The organism is Vibrio sp. La 4.2.2, assembly GCF_027586995.1.
Taxonomy (GTDB): domain Bacteria; phylum Pseudomonadota; class Gammaproteobacteria; order Enterobacterales; family Vibrionaceae; genus Vibrio; species Vibrio mediterranei.
The window spans coordinates 1-18,944 of sequence record NZ_JAPPTJ010000017.1 but is presented as its reverse complement, the minus strand read 5'-3'; the positions used below and the strand labels follow the sequence as shown (position 1 = coordinate 18,944).

The 18,944-nt window shown below is 44.0% G+C and carries 17 protein-coding genes; 6 read left to right on the top strand and 11 right to left on the bottom strand.

Going from position 1 to position 18,944, the window contains the following annotated elements:
- Positions 1-345: 345 nt before the first annotated feature.
- From OH456_RS24355 to OH456_RS24305, 11 genes are all read right to left on the bottom strand, one after another.
- A complete protein-coding gene (locus tag OH456_RS24355; protein WP_031493583.1) occupies positions 346-1,200 on the bottom strand; it encodes a tagatose bisphosphate family class II aldolase in 855 nt (284 codons plus the stop codon).
- Positions 1,191-2,384 (bottom strand): N-acetylglucosamine-6-phosphate deacetylase, encoded by a 1,194-nt coding sequence (nagA, locus tag OH456_RS24350; protein WP_062462927.1) that lies wholly within the window; start codon positions 2,382-2,384, stop codon positions 1,191-1,193. Before nagA ends, OH456_RS24355 begins: the two co-directional genes overlap by 10 nt.
- Positions 2,374-2,814, bottom strand: coding sequence for a PTS galactosamine/N-acetylgalactosamine transporter subunit IIA (agaF, locus tag OH456_RS24345; RefSeq protein ID WP_031493582.1), 441 nt, complete (start codon positions 2,812-2,814; stop codon positions 2,374-2,376). Before agaF ends, nagA begins: the two co-directional genes overlap by 11 nt.
- 62 nt (positions 2,815-2,876) lie before the next feature.
- The gene (agaE, locus tag OH456_RS24340; RefSeq protein WP_096443784.1) at positions 2,877-3,761 is read right to left on the bottom strand and encodes a PTS N-acetylgalactosamine transporter subunit IID; all 885 of its coding nucleotides are present in this window, start codon (positions 3,759-3,761) and stop codon (positions 2,877-2,879) included.
- Positions 3,751-4,533 (bottom strand): PTS N-acetylgalactosamine transporter subunit IIC, encoded by a 783-nt coding sequence (gene agaW / locus OH456_RS24335; RefSeq protein WP_031496388.1) that lies wholly within the window; start codon positions 4,531-4,533, stop codon positions 3,751-3,753. The genes agaE and agaW overlap by 11 nt, the downstream gene beginning before the upstream one ends.
- Before the next feature lie 18 nt (positions 4,534-4,551).
- Positions 4,552-5,025 carry a PTS N-acetylgalactosamine transporter subunit IIB gene (agaV, locus tag OH456_RS24330; RefSeq protein ID WP_031496390.1) on the bottom strand — a complete coding sequence of 158 codons (474 nt, stop codon included), beginning with the start codon at positions 5,023-5,025 and terminating at the stop codon, positions 4,552-4,554.
- 16 nt (positions 5,026-5,041) lie between these two features.
- Positions 5,042-6,199, bottom strand: coding sequence for an SIS domain-containing protein (locus OH456_RS24325; RefSeq protein WP_124941635.1), 1,158 nt, complete (start codon positions 6,197-6,199; stop codon positions 5,042-5,044).
- Positions 6,199-7,506: a D-tagatose-bisphosphate aldolase, class II, non-catalytic subunit gene (locus OH456_RS24320; protein ID WP_124941636.1), complete on the bottom strand. Its 1,308-nt coding sequence runs from the start codon at positions 7,504-7,506 to the stop codon at positions 6,199-6,201. Before OH456_RS24320 ends, OH456_RS24325 begins: the two co-directional genes overlap by 1 nt.
- An 8-nt stretch (positions 7,507-7,514) precedes the next feature.
- Positions 7,515-8,291 carry a transcriptional repressor AgaR gene (gene agaR / locus OH456_RS24315; protein ID WP_031494591.1) on the bottom strand — a complete coding sequence of 259 codons (777 nt, stop codon included), beginning with the start codon at positions 8,289-8,291 and terminating at the stop codon, positions 7,515-7,517.
- Positions 8,292-8,643: 352 nt separating this feature from the next.
- Positions 8,644-9,411: a transcriptional repressor AgaR gene (agaR, locus tag OH456_RS24310; RefSeq protein WP_124941638.1), complete on the bottom strand. Its 768-nt coding sequence runs from the start codon at positions 9,409-9,411 to the stop codon at positions 8,644-8,646.
- Positions 9,412-9,577: 166 nt separating this feature from the next.
- Entirely contained in the window at positions 9,578-10,297 is a 720-nt protein-coding gene (locus tag OH456_RS24305; protein WP_006070248.1) for a TetR/AcrR family transcriptional regulator, read from the bottom strand.
- 270 nt (positions 10,298-10,567) lie between these two features.
- Here OH456_RS24305 and OH456_RS24300 point away from each other — a divergent pair, with 270 nt between their 5' ends.
- The 6 genes from OH456_RS24300 to OH456_RS24275 form a co-directional block, all read left to right on the top strand.
- Positions 10,568-11,641, top strand: coding sequence for an efflux RND transporter periplasmic adaptor subunit (locus OH456_RS24300; RefSeq protein WP_006070247.1), 1,074 nt, complete (start codon positions 10,568-10,570; stop codon positions 11,639-11,641).
- Positions 11,641-12,696 carry an efflux RND transporter periplasmic adaptor subunit gene (locus tag OH456_RS24295; RefSeq protein ID WP_270034375.1) on the top strand — a complete coding sequence of 352 codons (1,056 nt, stop codon included), beginning with the start codon at positions 11,641-11,643 and terminating at the stop codon, positions 12,694-12,696. Before OH456_RS24300 ends, OH456_RS24295 begins: the two co-directional genes overlap by 1 nt.
- A 2-nt stretch (positions 12,697-12,698) precedes the next feature.
- Positions 12,699-15,755, top strand: a complete 3,057-nt coding sequence (locus tag OH456_RS24290; RefSeq protein ID WP_270034374.1) for an efflux RND transporter permease subunit — start codon at positions 12,699-12,701, stop codon at positions 15,753-15,755.
- Positions 15,756-16,066: 311 nt separating this feature from the next.
- Positions 16,067-16,306, top strand: coding sequence for a hypothetical protein (locus tag OH456_RS24285; RefSeq protein ID WP_231892911.1), 240 nt, complete (start codon positions 16,067-16,069; stop codon positions 16,304-16,306).
- Positions 16,307-16,428: 122 nt separating this feature from the next.
- Positions 16,429-16,920, top strand: coding sequence for an Lrp/AsnC family transcriptional regulator (locus OH456_RS24280; protein WP_006070243.1), 492 nt, complete (start codon positions 16,429-16,431; stop codon positions 16,918-16,920).
- Between the two features lie 296 nt (positions 16,921-17,216).
- On the top strand, positions 17,217-18,944 hold a 1,728-nt coding region (locus OH456_RS24275), incomplete at its 3' end, for a VCBS domain-containing protein (RefSeq protein ID WP_270034373.1).

Here is an 18,944-nt window from a genome sequence, read left to right as displayed (position 1 = left end):
AAGTGCAGACAGGGAATCATCAAGTTTGTTGATCTCTGTCAAAGCACGCCGATACGATAAGGAAAAAATAAGGTTAAGTATGTATGAATATATTTAATGTTGTGTTTAGTTAATATGAACATTTGATAATGAAGCCATACTAACGGACAAATGAGCTAGTTAATTAATTCGCCAAGACTAATGCAAGGTTTCATTATTCATAAACATACCTATGGAAGCATAAATAATCTGAAAATGCGGTTAACGCATACTTTCAAATACAAAAAAGGGCACTCCGGTAGGAATGCCCGAACACCTAATATAGGGGGCAGGTGTTGTTAAATTTTGGTTTGTGAATAGATAGGGTTACAGTCGGCCTTCACTGCGACACATTCTTATTTTATCGATAACCACTTGTTTCATAGCGGCTTTACCTGGGGTGATGTACTTACGAGGGTCATTCGCGTCAGGATGTTCACTGAAATGATCTTTAACCGCGTTAGAGAATGCAATCTTTAGCTCTGTTGCGACATTAACCTTACAAATACCTAAATCAATACATCGATTTACCATCTCATCAGGAACGCCAGAAGCACCATGGAGAACTAATGGGATATCAACCATTGAACGGATTTTCTCCAGTCGGTCAAAGTCTAGTTGTGGCTCAGCTTTGTATAATCCGTGAGCCGTTCCGATGGCTACAGCCAGCGAGTCTATCCCCGTTCGGCGGACAAATTCTGCAGCTGAGGCTGGGTCTGTCATCAATGCATCGGCGCTATCAACAATTAAGTCATCTTCTTGACCTCCGAGGCGACCTAGTTCCGCCTCAACACTGGCATCAAATCGATTGCAGTATTGGACGACAGAGCGGACTATTTCGATATTTTGATCAAAGGCATAATGAGAGCCATCGATCATGACTGAACGGATGCCGTGTTCAACTTTATGTCGGATATCTTGTAGGTCTTCATGGTGATCTAAATGAAGCACTAAAGGTATAGAGTGCTTATGAGCGGCTTCTTTACATATGCTTATTAAGTAGTCGGTACCAGCATAGTCATAGGTTCCGGGAGTGCCTGCAAGGATTACGGGAGACCCCATTTCAGATGCAGTTTCCACAACGACTTGGACAGTTTCTAAGTTGTGGATATTGAATGCAGGCACTGCGTAGCCACCAAGTTGAGCACGTTTTAGCATTTCACGAGAAGAAATTAAATACATGGAACCTCCTGACTTGGCGACACTTCAGAATCAAATACGATTCGACCGTTAACCCAAGTTTTGGTAATAGAAAAATCTGAATTAATAGCGACCATCGAAGCAGCTTTTCCTACTTCTAATGAGCCCAATTTTTGTTGTAAGCCTAGCGATTTAGCGGGAGTTAGTGATGCCATAAGCCAGGCTTGCTCTAGAGGAATATCAAGCCATCGCTGAACACTAAGCACTGCATCTAGCAAGTTAAGAGTGCTCCCAGCTAAGCTTCCGGATGTCGTAGTGACAACGCCTTTGTTCATTTTTACTTGGTATTCTCCAAGAGAATATTGACCATCAGGCATACCCGCTGCGCACATGGCATCGGTAATAAGAGTCATTCGGGAGCCACAACAGCGGTGGGCGATATCGATGGCACTTGGATGAACGTGATGTCCATCAGCAATCATCTCTACATAGCTTTCAGGGTGAATCAAACCTGCGCCTACTGTACCTGGATCTCGATGATGTATACCTCTCATGCCGTTGTAACAGTGGACAATGCCATTTGCTCCCGCATCAAGAGCGGCATTAGTCTGCTCGTAACTGGCATCGGTATGCCCGAGCATGACTTTTATCCCTTGTTTGCGTAGGTATTGAATCGCTTCAATCGCACCTTTCTTCTCTGGAGCGAGAGCAACAGTCACGAGTTGGTTATCGCTATAAGAAATCCAATTATCGAGCTCTTCAATTGATAGTTCACGAAACCATTCTGTTGGATGAGCGCCTTTGTTCTTTTCAGTAAAATAGGGTCCTTCTAAATACGATCCGAGTAGCTCCGCGCCAGAAAGTCCTAGTAGTTTGCTTTTAGCAACTTGTTGTAAAGCCGCGCGTATTTTAGCTATTGGTGCGGTGACGGTAGTGGCAACAAATGCAGTAACACCTAAACTAGCGAAGTAGCGAGACATGCTGTCTAAACTCTGATGACTTGCATCCATGACATCACAGCCTTTAGCGCCATGAACATGGCTATCGATTAGACCCGGTAAGAGAATGCTGTCACCTAAATTTGTGAATTTTGTGTGCTTCACAGAGTCATAAGACTGAATTTCTTCGATAAAACCGCTACTGTTGATGCCGATGACAGCATCATCTAGCCACGTTTGGTCATGCAAGAGCTTTGGTACTCGATAATATAAAACTTCAGATACCATTTTCTTCAACCATCACCGAGTTATCATTTTTCGTGGTCATTTCTGCCGCAAGAGAGGTTACTCCTCGACGACCACACTCAATGGCTTGGTCGGGAAATTCTGCTAATGCCAATCCGTCGCGCTCAAGAAGCATTTCGGCAGCCATTTGCATATTTGTACCAGTAATAACTTGAATGTCTGAGCGTTCCTGACTGATTAGAGAAGCGGTTCTAAACGGTGTGCCACCCAATAAATCGGTAAGGAACACTATTCCTTCATTGGAGTCCAATTCTTTAATTTTCTGGCGCATTTCCTGTTCCAGCAAAGGGGTCGTGGACTCTTCTGGAAAATCAATAAAACCGAATTGAGGTTGTTCTCCGATAACTTGTGTGATCGCTTTGGCAATACCAGAAGCGAACCCACCATGACCCGATAAAATTACAGCAATCATATGTCTTCCTTTTTGGGGCTAAAAAATTAGCCCCATATGTTATTTATCGATTGATAAGCGGCTTACAGGAATCCCATAAAGCGACCAACAACACCCAGTGTTACCGTGATACCAATAAGTTTTAGTGGGCTCCATCCACGTTTTACCAAGGCGTACATCGCTAAGGTGTAGACAAGCGGAAGGAATGCTGGCATCAATTTGTCAATCACATCGGCCTGAAGTTTGACCACTGCATCACCTGCATTGATTTCTGCAGTCGTGGATAGTCGGACGTAGGTAGCAACGAGTGCTCCAATTACCGTCATACCAACCATGGAAGCAGCGTGTCCTACTTTTTTGGTATTCGCTTTGATTACTGGTATCGCAGCAACACCCATACGGTAGGCATAATGTGCAAGTCCAAATCTCAAGCCAAAATGCACGGCATTGAACAAAACAATAAAGAACACTGCGCCCATGATTGAACCTTGGAGAGCAAGGTCTGCACCTATACCACCACATATGGGTAGTAACGTTAGCCAGAACATAGCGTCACCGATTCCCCCCATCGGCGCACCAACGGCTATTTTGGTACTTTGAATACTATTAATGTTCTGTTTTGAACGCTCCATTGCCAAAACAATACCCATAACAAAAGTCACCAAGAATGGGTGTGTATTAAAGAAACCCATATGGCCCTGCATCGCTTTTGAAAGGTCAGCTTTATTAGTGTGGATTTTTTTAAGAGCTGGCAATAGGCCGTACAACCAACCCGATGCCTGCATACGTTCATAGTTGAATGACGCTTGTAGCAATAATGAACGCCAGGCCATCTTATTGATGTCGGCTTTGGTTAACTCAGTACCAATTTCTTTATTTTCATACTCGTCATCGGAGACACCAGGAGCGGGCTGAACTGCTGGATCCGTTACCTTAAGGTTTAGTTCGTTGCTTACGTTAGATTCCATCTTCAAAGTCCTTAGTTGAGCCTGCTGTTGCTACAGGAGTGGGTTCCGATTTACGCATGAAGTCGATAATTGCCATTGCTGTCGCAGCCGCTGCAATAGCTAAGATAGGTAGTTGCAGCCAAGCTGCGGCGACAAAACCAAGAATGAAATAAGGGATGTAGGCATTCTTCATCATGATTTTCATCAGTACTGCGAAGCCGATAGCTGGCATGATGCCACCTGCTACACCAAGGCCATCGATCAAGTCTTTTGGAAGAACCTCTACTATCTTTCCAGCGTGCTCTGCACCTAAGAAAACTGGTAAAAAAGCGCAGAGAAAATAGAATGTACCTAGTACGCCCAACGCCATGTAGTTAACGCGTTCGATACCATCGGTATCTGCCGATTGTGCGTATTCATCACATTTCGACATAACAGCAGACATTGCGGAGAACAATAAAGTGATCCCCATCTGGACGGCGACCGCAAACGGCACGGCAACACCCACCGCAACGTTAGGCTCTACTTTTGTTGTAATAGCGAAGGCTGTGCCTACAATTGTCCCGATAATGACATTGGGTGGCTGAGCCCCTGCAAGCGGTGCCAAGCCCATCCAAATAAGCTCTAACGTACCGCCGACCAAAATACCGGTTTGTAAGTCGCCTAGTATTAAGCCAACGAGTGGGCCTAACACTACTGGTCGGTGAAAGTGGGTCAGACCGTTAAACAAATCTAGGCCTGCAAAAAAGGCTAGGATGCCGAGCATCAAGGCCTGTAAGAGTCCTATTTCCATAATTGATTTCCTTATTAATTAGATAAGAGTAAAGAGGTCAGTTGCGCTTTCAGTCGGCACACCTTGTATGGTGCACGTGACTCCTAACGCTTTTAGTTTTGTAAATTCCGCAACATCGTCCTCTCCAACAGACACAGTTTTGGCAATCTGTTTCTTGCCTTCGACATAGTGCATGTTGCCGACGTTGATGTTACTTATAGGCACACCACCTTCGACCAACATACGAAAGTCTGCGGGAGTGCGGCACACCAATAGAATTTTTTGTCTGTCAGAGGCTTTATGGATGGTGTCTATCGTTTTTTGCACAGTCCAAAAGCGAATCGCAATACCGTCAGCGAGAACCATTTCCATAAGACTCTGCTGTATGTTGTCCTCAGCAACTTCGTCGTTAACAACAACGACGATATTTGCGTCTGCAAAACCTACCCATTGAACGCCTACTTGGCCATGTACAAGACGTTCGTCAATTCGACTAAGTACGATATTTGGCATAATTAATTCCTTTAAGTTAATTAGTTAGTTCATGGATGGTGACGCCTTGCACAACACGGTTAACTTCACCAGTTGGACACGGGTTATCTGGTCCAAGACCAAGTTTTAGGGATTTTTCAAAGGCCAACATTTGGCAGAATAAGATGTAAGGGAAGCAAAGCCATTCATCGCCAAAGCCGAGGTGTCCTAGTTCGAAAACATGGTCTGCGCTTAATGCTTGTTCGCTAATAGCGATATGTGCCATTGCTTGCTGGTCCCGGCGAATTTCGTCGAAGAGATCTAAGTCATAGCGACGGGTATAGGGATCGCTGGAGATGAGTTGAATGACAACCGCTTTGCCATTAATGGTAAATTTCGGCCCGTGACGGAAGCCAAGTGATGAGTCAAAGCAAGTCATTATGTTACCTGCACTTAACTCGAGAGATTTTAAAGACGCCTCTCTTGCGAGCCCTGAAAAACCGCCACTTCCAAGAACAATTAATCTTTCATATGGTTGTTCTGCAAGGGTTTTGACAGCAGATTGCCACTGTTGCAATTTGTTTTCACATAACGACGCGGTAGCCTCAATTTGTGCCTTCCATTCTTGCTGTTTTTGATGCCCGAATAACGTTAGAGTCGACATCAACATACAGGTGAAACTGGATGTCATCGCAAAACTGTTATCATTTGACCCTTCAGGCATTAGCATGCAGTACGCGTTATTCGCGTTGCTTGCATACTGTGCCAGTGCGCCATTTGCGTTGCAGGTTAAAAACAAGTGATGACAATTGGGGACGATCTGATCGACCAAAGCGACGGCGGCGACGCTCTCTGGGCTATTGCCTGAACGGGCATATGACACCAATAAAGTAGGCCGAGTTTTATCAAGGTATTGTTCTGGGTTTGATACAAGATCCGTTGTTGGGATGGATTCAACCCGGCAACGCAAACCGGAGAGAAGGAAAGGCATGGCAGCATCTCCAACAAATGCCGATGTGCCAGCGCCAGCTAAAATAATGCGCAGTTCTGGTAACTCTAGTAGTGGAGAAAGAAACGCACTGACAGAGTTGTATTGCTTTTCTAAGATATCAGCTAGATTGCGCCATAGTCTGGGTTGATGACTAATTTCAGTGGCAGTATGAATGCCATTGTGTTGCTCTAGCCATTGTTCGTCATAGCCTAGTAAAACGCTCATTAAATAGTCTCCTTACAAGCCGCTGCATTTGAATAACAAGCCTTGGAATAAACCTGAGTTACTTCCATGATTTTGTGAATAACAATGTCAGCGGGATTATTCTGAATTTGGTTTTGCGAAATTGCTTTTGCCTGATTGGGCAAGTACTGGCTCAGTAGAGTGACAGGCAACGGGTTAGCTTCAAGATGAGTAAACAAGGCTTGCTGGGCAGTTTGAACTTCTGGATGTGACCAGTAGTAGCGAATGCGATCACTCAAGCTATAGCTACAATCAAGAAATTGCTGATGTCCCTTTGTGAGGTAGTGAGAGCGCCAGTAATCAGGCTGTTCATGCATAATTTGTTCAACGGTACTTCGAAGGTGAGCTGCATGGTGAGTACCTAGCCACTCGGTTTCCGCTCGGTCGAGACCATAGAGTGCTTCGCGCATAGCAAACGTTAGAGCTGGGCCAACCTTTAAAATAGCGAAATGGTCTTTCACTAGGTCCTGGTATGCTCTCGGGTTTTGATAATCGGTAGAGTGAGCCTCAAAAACCAAGTAAGGTTGGCTTTCGACCATTTTGCTAAGGGTTTGTGCTTTCGAGCTGTCATAATGATGGACGTTATGATGATCAAACTCGACACCTGGTTGTACTACGAGACCGACCACTCGGGGCCAAACATTGCTTAATCCGATATCATCAAAAGCAAGGTTATGTTTGTCTAATGTGACGAGTGCTTGTTCTGAAGATGTGACTTGCAACTGCACTTCTTCTAAGGACTCTAATGCGCCTCCTGGTGTCGGTACTTCTGTGCCAATGACATAAACAGGTGCTTCGCCTCCAACTTTTTGCCATGTTTGTTCCGCGATCAAACAGAGTTGTGCCGCTCGCTCTGCCATGATGGTTTCTTCAAGAGGTGTTGTGTCGTCTAAGCAAGACATGGAACAGTCTAGATGAATTTTTCTAAAACCCGCTTTGATGTAGTCATGAATAAGAGTTGATGAGTTTTTCATCGCCTCTATTGCTGGTAAATGTTGCCAGCAGTTTGGACCTAAATGATCACCGCCGAGTATTATGCGCTCTGTCGGAAATCCAAGTCGTGCAGCCAAAGTAAAGACAAAATCAGAAAAGTCCTTTGGCGTCATTCCGGTATACCCACCAAATTGATTAACTTGATTAGATGTCGCTTCAATTAGTACATGTGTACCGTCTAGTTGAGCTTGTTTTATCGCGGCTTCTATGACCAAAGGGTGTGCTGAGCATACTGAGTAAATCCCGTTCCTTTGCCCTTGTTTGTGTTGTTCAACTAGTGATAATAGAGTTTTCATCGTTGTTCCTAATTTACGATTTGGTCTGCGAGAATGACTTTTACGCCCATATTCAAAAGAGCTTGATGTGTGGCGTGGGGGATACCACTATCTGTAACCAATACATCGATTTGATTTGCCGCACGAATCATGCAAAAGCTCTTTCTACCGAATTTACTGGAGTCTGTGACTGCTATGACTTGACGAGCAACGTCACACATTGCTTTATTGATTTGTGCTTCGTGGCTATCAGGTGTAGTGATACCAGCGTGCAAGTCAAATCCATCAACACCTAAAAACAGTTTGTCGAACAAGTAAGAACGAATGAGTTGTTCACCGTGATTCCCGATGAGTGAACACGAGGCGCGGCGGAGGTTGCCTCCAACCACATGCAACTCGACGTTTTCGTTATTACTGAGTTGGTAAGCGGTGTTTAGAGCATTAGTTAAAACGACTAAGCGTTTAAAATCAGTGAGGTATTGGGGCATGAGTCCAATAGTAGAACCTGAATCGAGAATGACGGCTTCACCATCATTGATAAGTTTTGCAGCTGAGTACGCAATGCTCTGTTTTGCCCCTCTGTTGATCTGATCTTTACGGTACAAAGGTTGATCAAATGCAAAGTTAGGATTTAAATTAGCGCCTCCATAGCATCTAAAAACACATCCCTCTTTTTCTAGGAGGTTTAGGTCATGTCGAATCGTTACTGCTGAGACGCGAAATTGCTCAGCAAACTCGTCAACTTTTCCGCTGCCATGAGCACGAATGTGCGTCATGATTTTAAGTCGGCGCTCCTCGCTATTCATGAATAAAACCTCGCTTTCGTTAACTTTCAAATGGTATTCAAAGAGTTTCGATTTCTTATGGTTTCTATTAAATCAGGCGGGGATTAATAAAAGTGAAAGCCAGATCACAGTTGGTTTTCTTTCGGTTTAGGGTGTTTCTGTCTTTCGTTTCAAGTGGAGTGAAAGGTTTGTCTTTCAGTTTTAGAGATAGAATGAACAATCTTGTCTATATGGCTACTTGGTTTTATAGAATGCCAAGTGAAAGGAGATACTATTGAGGAGTTAAATAATAGGTTTCGAAATCATAGATGATCAATGTCACACTATTGATATTCAGTAATTCTGAGGTTACGAGTTATTGCAGAAATTAACGCTAATCAACAATGCGTACATCGATACCTAGAGAAATGAGTTCTGATGCATATTGAGGTGGGATTCCACTGTCGGTAATCAACATATCGATTTGATTGGGTCGAGCGATAAGGCAGAAGCTTTGACGATCGAACTTAGAAGAATCCGTTACCGCCACCACTTTTTGGGCGGCCTTTACCATGGCTCGATTAATGCTCGCTTCGCCCTTATGCGGGGTGGTGATACCTGATTGAGCATCGAAGCCATCAACGCCAATAAACAACAAGTCAAAGTGAAAGCTCGTCAACAAATCTTCACCTCTTGAACCATAAAGAGAATAAGAGTTTTTCCTCATCACACCACCAGTGACCATCACTTCAACATTGTCTTGGCTTGCAAGATGGTAGGCCACGTTGATGGCATTGGTCATGACAGTTATGTTGCTCTTGTTTTGAAGGTGATAGGCAATTTGCTCTGTGGTAGAGCCTGAGTCGATAATGACTTTGCTTCCATTCGGTATTAACGAAGCAGCGTAATTGCCAATTTTCGCTTTTACTTCGTTATTTAGCTGCTTTTTATCGAATAATGGTTGGTCAAAAGTGAAACTACTATTTAAAAGTGCACCGCCGTAACACCGGGTAACACAGCCCTTTTTCTCTAAATAATTAAGATCATTCCTGATAGTAACTTCTGAAACATTATATTGTTGCGCAAAGTGGTTTACTTCACCTTTTTGGTGCGTTTGTATATGAGCTAGAATGGCTTCGCGTCGCTGGGCTGTGGTAGTCATTGGATAGATAATCTATTGTAGGTATGAACGAAGTCTAACCTAATCAAATTGGGCTTGTCGAATGTTGTACTTTGATTATTGGGAGAGACCTAGCAACATATTTGTGCGGCTATCTGTTATCAAAAAGTAGCTTCTCCAGCTACTTTTTGACTCCAAGATAAAGCCCTTACCTTGGACACTCACCCCAATCACATTCAACCTGATAAACAAGCTCATCGACCTTTGTCGGCTTCAAACGGTCTTGTTCACCTATAGACAGCTCATTTGCAACTTGTGCTTCGAACAGCGACCAGTGTTTGACCAAACATTCATCCAGATCTGTGGTTTCCTGTGACCATGTTTCTTTGAGCATGGGGAGCATACAAGCAGAACCGTGGGCGAACATCATCAGTTTCCACTTCAGCTCATGCATAATGAGTGGCGTTTGTGGGGAATTTGCGTTGTAGTCATCAACCAACTTGAACACGATGCTCTCAATTTCTCCGGTGCTATCAATAAAGTAGTCGAAGAATTCATTTTCTTGACGCATTGCGTCTGCGATAAGTTGGATCGGTTGAGGAATGACAATGCAGTGCGCCAACATACCTACAGCAAAACGGTAGACTTTGACATTCGCGGGGGTGTCTTCTGGAAGCTGATCGAGAAGATAACGAATGTACTTTTGCATATACGCGTGAAGGTGGTCGCTGATGCCATACCAAATTTGTTCTTTGCTACCGAAGTGGTGACGAATCAAACTATGAGAGACGCCTGCGCGCTCACTAATATTGCGTATGGATACACGCTCATAGCCTAGCTCACAAAACATTTCTGCTGCGACCGTCATGATCAGGTTTTTCGTCTCTTCCGCTGCCGTTGCGCTGCGACGACCTTTTTTCTTTTCCACTCGATACCTTCTAAATTCAATCAATCCTATACAGGGTACTGCAATAGTGTGCTCGACGACAAGATTCGCATCAATCCTGTCATCAAGAGCAGTAAATTTACTGAGTTAATGTCTCGACTTCTTCATATAACCAAAAGCGATAAAGTTAGTCGTAAAAATTATACTGCACGCATGTGCAATATTTATTGATCTCTTTCAAATTATACTTATACTGCACACTTGTAAAGTAATTAACTGCACAAGTGTAAAATATAATTTGGGATAAATATTATGAAAACCCATCGTCTATTCAAAACTAGTGGTTTGATTGTGTTGCCTTTATTGGCAGCCGTCGGCCTGTCCGGTTGTAATCAAGCACAATCGGAAATCAATGAACCCGTGATCAAGCCAGTTAAAGTGGTCGAAGTCCCTGAGTTGAATTTCTCGCCAGTGAGCAGTTATTTGGCGCAAGTGGATGCCACAGACCGAGCACAGCTGTCGTTTCAGGTAGCAGGACAAATATCTTCGATAGATGTGAAGATGGGTGAAGCGGTGAAAGCGGGTGAAATTCTAGCGACACTTGACCCAACGGACTATCAAGTGGCCTTGGATGCTCGTCAAGCTGAGTTTGATCTCGCACAGTCCCAATTAAAACGTGCCGAGCAGTTATTTGCTAAGAAGCTTATCAGTGCCGATGCCTTTGATCGCAATGAAACACAGTTTAAGGCCTCACAGGCGTCGCTTGAGCAAGCTAAGGCGGATCTAGGTTACACACAAATTATCGCTCCGTTTGATGGTGTGGTGTCAGTTACTCATCAAAAACCATATGAAGTGGTCGGTGCCAAGCAGCCCATTCTGAATCTCATTAGTAGCCAAGACTTAGACGTTACGTTTGCTATTCCGGTCACTGAAGTGAAGAACATGACGCTGGATGAGCTAAAGCATCAGCACTTTTTCGTCACGCTAGATAGCCATCGTAACCAGCGTATTGAAGCGTCCTTTAGAGAGATTGCGATGCAGCCTGATCTTGATACCAATAGCTACGCAGCGTCAGTAAAAATCACTAAGCCAGAAAATATCAATGTACTCGCAGGCATGTCCGGACAAGTACATATCCAAAGTGAAACCACAGAACGTGCGTTTTCTTTGCCTGTTGCCGCATGGATTAACCAGAACGAAACCAGCGGTAAGGTTTGGCGCTTTGACCCAGCGACCCATCAAGTTCATCAAATCAAGCTTTCACTTGATGAAAAGGGTGACGTGACGGCTGGTTTACAACAAGGCGACCAAATTGTAGTAGCAGGCGCGGCAAACTTAGCCGAAGGACAGCAAGTCAAATTATGGACTCGTGAGGGTGGTATCTAGTGAAAAAGTCAATATTAGCATTAGGTTTAGTTGCCCTTACGTTGCAAGGCTGTTATTCAGATATCACTGTGCGTGAGCGAGCACCGTTGCAGGTGGAGACGATTGAAGTTCAAAAACCTGTTGAACAGCAATATCGCGAGTTTCGTGGCCAAGTGGTCACAGCTGAGCAGACCAATCTGGCGTTCCGTATTCAAGGTGAAATCTCACACTTACTCGTGAAATCTGGTCAATCGGTGAAGAAAGGTCAAGTTGTCGCAAAGCTTGATGACCAAAAACTTCAGCAACAGTACCGTGATGCACAAGCACAATTTGAACTAGCGACCAAGCAATTGCGTCGTGGTACGGAATTATATTCAAGAGACATGATCTCTAGCTCTGAGCTGGATGAATTAACGTCCAACAAGCAGCTTGCGAAAGCGCAGTATCAGAACATTCAACATCAGATTCAATATACCAGCTTGAAGGCACCTTTTGCGGGTGTGGTTGCGAGTGTTGATAAAGAGCGTTTCGAGAATGTTGGGCCTGGTGAAACTGTGGTGTCTATCTATCAAGACGACAAGGTGTACGTGAAAATCAGTTTGTCGGACTACATTCTTGCATCGATTACTCCACAGGCTCAGAAAAATGCTTATCAGCCAAGAGCCTATTTTTCTGGTGTAGATCAAAGCTACAGCATGAAGTATTTGGAGCACTCTAGCGAGCCTGGCTCACAAAGCCGTGCCTATGAATTGTGGCTTCAGATGCCTCAACCAACTGAGAAAATCCTTCCTGGTACGAGTGTTGCCGTGAACGTGGACATGGTGGCAGCAGGGCTAAGTTCAATCCAAGGCTATCAGTTGCCTATGACCGTGCTTGAGGCCGGTACTAAGCAAGGCGAGTTCTTTGTATGGAAACATGCTGAAGGAGTCGTCACTAAGACGCCTGTTCACGTGGATCAAATAAACAGTTTCGGTGTGATTGTTGATACTGGTATTACCCAAGGCGACGTGTTGGTGAGCTCTAACTTGAGAAAACTGAGAGATGGTGAAGAAGTGGCTCTCAAGGGGAATAAATAACAATGAGTTTAACGGAATATTCAATTAAGAACCGCGTCATCAGCTGGTTGTTTCTAATCATTTTAGCTATCGGTGGCGTGCAATCTTTTATGGATCTCGGTCGTTTGGAAGACCCTGCATTTACCATTAAAGATGCAATGATTATTTCTACCTATCCGGGGGCAACATCCACGGAAGTCGAAGAAGAACTGACGTATCCATTAGAGAAAGAAATCCGCAAACTCCCTTATATCGATAACATCAAATCGACATCATCTTCGGGTCTTTCTCAAATCATGGTTAGTATGAAAATGGACTATGGTCCTGATGAGTTGCCACAGATTTGGGATGAGATGCGCCGAAAAATCAATGATCTACAACCGCAGCTCCCAAATGGTGTGAGCTCGGTACAAATCATTGACGATTTTGGTGATGTGTTTGGCGTAATGATCATGCTCACGGGTGATGGCTATGATTATGTTGAGCTTAAGCGCTATGCGGATTATTTAAGCAGAGAGCTTGAGTTAGTCGATGGCGTAGGCAAAGTGGCCATTGCAGGCGATCAGCAAGAGATGCTGTTTGTTGAGCTATCTCTAGAAAGGTTGTCAGCACTGAATCTGGACATGAATGCGGTGATGGGGTTGCTTAATCAGCAAAACAGCGTGCTTTCCTCTGGCGAGATTATGATTAATGGCGAAAGCTTAGCGATTCGTCCAAATGGTAGCTTAGATTCCGTTGAGTCATTGGAAAATCTGATTATCCATGGTCGTGATACCGGAAACTTGATTCGTCTTAAAGATGTCGCGGATATTTCAAAAGGTATTCAAGAGAAACCGTCGAATGTGATTACGTTTAACGGTAAGCCTGCTATTAACCTAGCGATTTCATTTTCGTCTGGGGTTAACGTAGTGGAAGTCGGTAAGGCGTTAGATGTACAGCTGAAATCATTAGAAAGCATCAAACCTGCGGGCATTCATCTTGACTACTTCTACAATCAATCGGCGGAAGTAGATAAGTCAGTTCAAGACTTTGTAGTCAGCCTTGCTCAAGCGGTTGGAATCGTCATTTTAGTGCTGCTGTTTACCATGGGAATGCGTAGCGGCATCATCATTGGTGCGGTTTTGCTGCTAACGGTGTTTGGTACTTTCATTATGATGAGTATCAATAATATCGAGCTACATCGTATTTCTCTGGGCGCGTTGATTATTGCTCTGGGTATGCTGGTGGATAATGCCATTGTGATTGTAGAAGGCATTTTAGTAGGGCTAAAACAAGGCCAAACCAAGAAGCAAGCTGCAATGGGTATCGCTAAGCAAACTCAATGGCCACTGCTTGGTGCAACCATAATTGCGATTACAGCATTTGCGCCTATTGGTTTGTCTCAGGACGCAACTGGTGAATTCATGGGGTCTCTATTTTGGGTTCTGTGTTATTCACTGTTCCTAAGTTGGATTACCGCATTAACGTTGACACCGTTCTTGGCTGACTTACTGCTGAAGGAATCAGACAAAAACGAGAGCGCAGATGACTCTGACCCATATAAAGGTGTTTTGTTCACGGTCTTCCGTTGGTCATTAAAACTTGCTCTAAAACTGCGTTGGTTAACCGTCGCGGGCATGGTAGCAATGCTCATTGCCGCGGTGATGGCGTTTGGTTTGGTGAAACAGTCATTTTTCCCACCATCTAATACGCCAATGTTCTTTGTCGATATGTGGATGCCTGAAGGAACGGATATTCGTCAGACACTTAAGCAAACAGAAAAAGTGGAGCAATACATTCAAGCGCAGGATAACGTTGAGTTCGTCTCTACGTCGGTTGGTCAAGGACTACAACGCTTCATGTTGACTTATCAGCCAGAGAAGAGCTACGAAGGCTATGCTCAGCTGCAAGTACGAGCAACTAGTCGCGACAATATGTTTGAGCTACTACATAAGTTAGATGATAACTTAGCGAGCGAATTTGCCGCACCAACGTTCCAGCTACGTTTAATGGAGTTCGGTCCGTCGCCTGCTTCAAAGATCGAGGCTCGTATTATAGGTCCAGATCCTCAAGTACTACGTGATATTGCGGTACAAGTTGAAGATGTACTGATTGCTGATCCAGGGGCGCGAAACATTCGACATGATTGGCGTGAAAGAACCAAAGAGCTAGTTCCTCAATTTAACGAGTCGAAAGCGCGTCGTTTGGGTATCTCTAAAGAGGATTTATCTAACACACTTCAGCTGGCATTCGGTGGCAATACCATTGGCATATTCCGTGATGGCACTCAGATGCTACCTATCGTGACTCGCCTAATTGAAGATGAGCGTGTGGACTATGCGTCTTTGCAGAATATTTCCATATGGAGTCCAATGCTTCAGACCTATGTTCCGGTCGAGCAAGTCATTGACAATGTTACTTTGGATTGGCAAGAACCTATTATTCAACGTCGTGATAGAAAACGTACATTAACCGTACTCGCAGATCACGATGTGCTTGGGGATGAAACCGCAGCAAGTTTATTCGCTCGTGTTAAGCCACAGGTAGAATCACTGCCTCTGCCTGATGGCTACACGATCGAATGGGGTGGCGAATATGAATCATCGAAGGATGCGCAAGAAGCGATGTTCAAATCCTTGCCTATGGGTTATTTATTGATGTTCATTATTACCATGTTGCTATTCAACTCATTGAAAAAGCCTTTGGTGATATGGCTTACTGTTCCACTGTCGATCATTGGTGTCGCATTTGGTCTCTTACTATCCAATATGCCATTCAGCTTTACGGCGTTACTTGGTTTGTTAAGCCTGAGCGGTATGATCCTGAAAAACGGTATTGTTCTGATGGATCAGATCAATCTTGAGCTGGAAAGTGGCAAGGATCCGTATTTAGCGATTGTTGATAGTGCTGTGAGTCGTGTGCGTCCAGTGAGTATGGCGGCCTTGACAACTATTTTGGGGATGATCCCGCTGGTGTTTGATGCGTTCTTTGGCTCTATGGCGGTGACGATCATGGCTGGACTTGGATTTGCGACGGTACTGACTTTGATCGTGGTGCCAGTACTGTTTGCTATTTTCTTCAATATCAAACCAGCTAAGTAACTATCTAACGAAATTAAGCGTCGAGCCCACTCTTAGGAGTGGGCTTTTTTGTACCAGTTAAATGCGCACTTTGTTGATTATTAGTAGTGATACGTGATTTTCGCAGCAAGATGACATAATTTGCTTGCATCTTGTTACACTTTCGGTTTTTTGGAGGGGTTTGTAAGTTAATTTCGAAATCTTGATCAAAAATTCGCAAAATAATGACCAAGAATTTGGAATAGCTGCCACATTTTTTGCAATGATCGTTTTGTAATTCTACCGACCTTTTACACAATATGGTCACGAAATGATCAGACCAGCTGGAGACAATGACAATGCCAACTAACTACTGCGCAGCATGCAAGAAAGATACAGCCCACAAAGCCGTGATGCGACGCAGTCCAAATGATAGTACTTCCATGCTCCAGAGCTTCCAGCAATTAATGTCTCAACTTGTCACAGGTAGTGGTTATTACAAACTAGAGCGTCAGCTGTATTGCCGAGTTTGTAATAAGCAAAACCAAGAAGCGGCAAAACCAGTCATGAGTCAGCAAGCAAACTTAGCGTAATTTTTTCAGGCTCCCTACGTTTAACCTTTTGGTTTTGTTGTGAGTTTGTGATCTGACGTCTATTTACATGCATAACGATTGATTTACAATCGAGAGAATGTCCGTTCGCTCGAGATAAATCAATGGCTTCGCTCGCATTAGATAAAATCGATTTAGAAATACTAAGAATACTCAGCCTTAAAGGTCGCATGCCGATTGTTGAGTTGGCTAAACAGGTCAATCTAACAACGTCTCCCTGCTCTGATCGGGTTAAGCGACTAGAAAAAGAAGGCTTCATTCTTGGGTATCATGCGGAGCTCAATCCAGAGAAACTGAATTTGGATGTCCAAGTTTTCATTCATATTCGACTCGATCAAACCAGTTTTTCCATCTTCGAGAAGTTTGCCAAAGCGGTAGAACTGATGCCTGAAATTGAAGAGTGTTACTCTCTATCGGGTGACTTCGACACAATGATCAAAGTTCGCACCAAAGATATGAAGTCCTATCAAGCATTTATGTCCACCAAGTTGGGTACTTTGCCGGGGGTGATTCAAACTCGCAGTGAAGTGGTCATTGAGGAGCATAAAACTGGGTTCGGCGTTAACCCTGAGCTTTTAGACACGCTCACTACCTAAACCATACAAATCATTACCTTTATCCTCTTGTTTTAAACGAAATGACTGCTTGTTTTCTATACAGATGCCTTTTGGTATTTCGTTTTTGAGACTTCCCCTAATTTAATTCCAATTTCAATTTATATAACGATAAATATCTGATATTTACATTATGCATATAAATTAGAAATGAAGATGAACAAACCTATAATGTTTGAATGTGCGAGAGTGCATATCAACTAAATGGTGTTTGGGTATCGAAGTAACAGTTTTTTGAACTTTTAACCAGAGTGAAGTCGGTTTTAAAGGAGCTCGCCATGAGTATCGCTGCATTAATGGGGCTTGTGAATGTCACAGGAACCCTAGTTCTTGATTCACAAGGAAAATTGGTCGTATTACCAGAAGGGGTTGATCCCCGACCTGGAGACGTAGTGCTTGAACAGGTTGCCGAGCAGCCTAGTGATGAATTAGAGGGCATTAAGCTCGCTCAAGTCGACGTTCCAAGTGATGATTTTGGCTCAAGTCTGCTGCAAGGCGATCAAGATGCACTAGACATCATTGCTCAAATTGAATCCGGTGAAGACCCGACTCAAAATGAAGATCAAGCCACGGCTGCCGGTGATGGCCTAAGCTCCAGTATATCCGATGCGGCAACCGTTGAAGCGATAAACCCACAAGTTCAAGCTGCGACTTTCTTCGAAACAACAGGACTTGATCCTCGCAGTCTTAACGATACCCAGACTAATACACTCCTAGATATTTTCTCTAATGCCGCCCCTGTTACTGTCTTTGATTTACGTAATTACGATGAAGAATCGCAAGATGGTCAGTTAAACCTAGACTTTCCTATTGACCCGAATGGTGATGTGCTGACGCTCACTGTCACAGAGCTTCCTAAATTGGGTACCCTAACACTCGCTGATGGCACACCGGTTACGTTAGGTCAGCAGTTAACACAAGCTGAGTTTGAAGGTTTACAATTTGATGCGCCAATGGAATACACCGCAGGTGAAGATGCTGGCCAATTTACCTACACAGTTGACGATGGTCGTGGAGAGATAAACTCTGTTCAGTCAGGTGGTGTAGCCATCACCATCAATCCTATCAATGATATTCCTGTGATAGTCGAACCAGGGGGAGGGAGTGTAACCGAATCTGGTCACTTCGATAACGGCGATATCGACGCAGGAAATGACACTGCGACTGGCCAAGTTGTTGCGACAGATAACGATACCGACTCGGTTCTTGCTTATTCAGTCGCTAACCAATCTGACCAATACGGTTCTATCTCTATTGATAGTAAGACTGGTGAATGGACCTACACCTTAAACAACAGTTCTACCGCGACACAAGCTCTAGCAGAGGGTCAAACTGCTACATCTGAATTCACGGTTTTGGTTACCGATGACAAAGGTGCGGTGGTAACCGATACGATTGTAATTACAATTACTGGAACAAATGATAAGCCAGAGTTTTCGACTTCAAGTAACTTCTCTGGGCAAGTTGTTGAGGCTGGTAACCTTGACGATGGAACAGAGGTGGCTGGTCAATCAATAGTGTCAGGTACACTTGTTGCGAGTGATGTGGACCAAGGCTCAAGCTTAACTTTTGCTGTGGAAGATGGAAGTAGCGACTTTGGTAGCTTACAAGTGCAACCTAGTGGTTTGTGGGTCTTTAATCTCGATAATAATTCCCCTCAAACACAGGCACTTAAAGAAGGTCAAACACAAGAAATTCAATTTACCGTCAGTGTTACTGACGACAAAGGCGCTGTGACCTCGGAAGTTGTTACAATTACTATCACGGGTACGAATGATCAGCCAACGTTTAATGCCAGCAGTAAGCTTGTTGGTGCTGTGACTGAAGCGGGCCATGATGACGATGGCAATGTTATATCAGGTACACCAACGGCTACCGGTACCTTGACTGCGGATGATGTAGATGCCGGTGCAACGCATAAATTCTCAGTGGACAATGGTGATAGCCCTTACGGCAAACTTGTGGTGCAAGAAGGTGGTCAATGGACCTTTACGCTAGATAACACC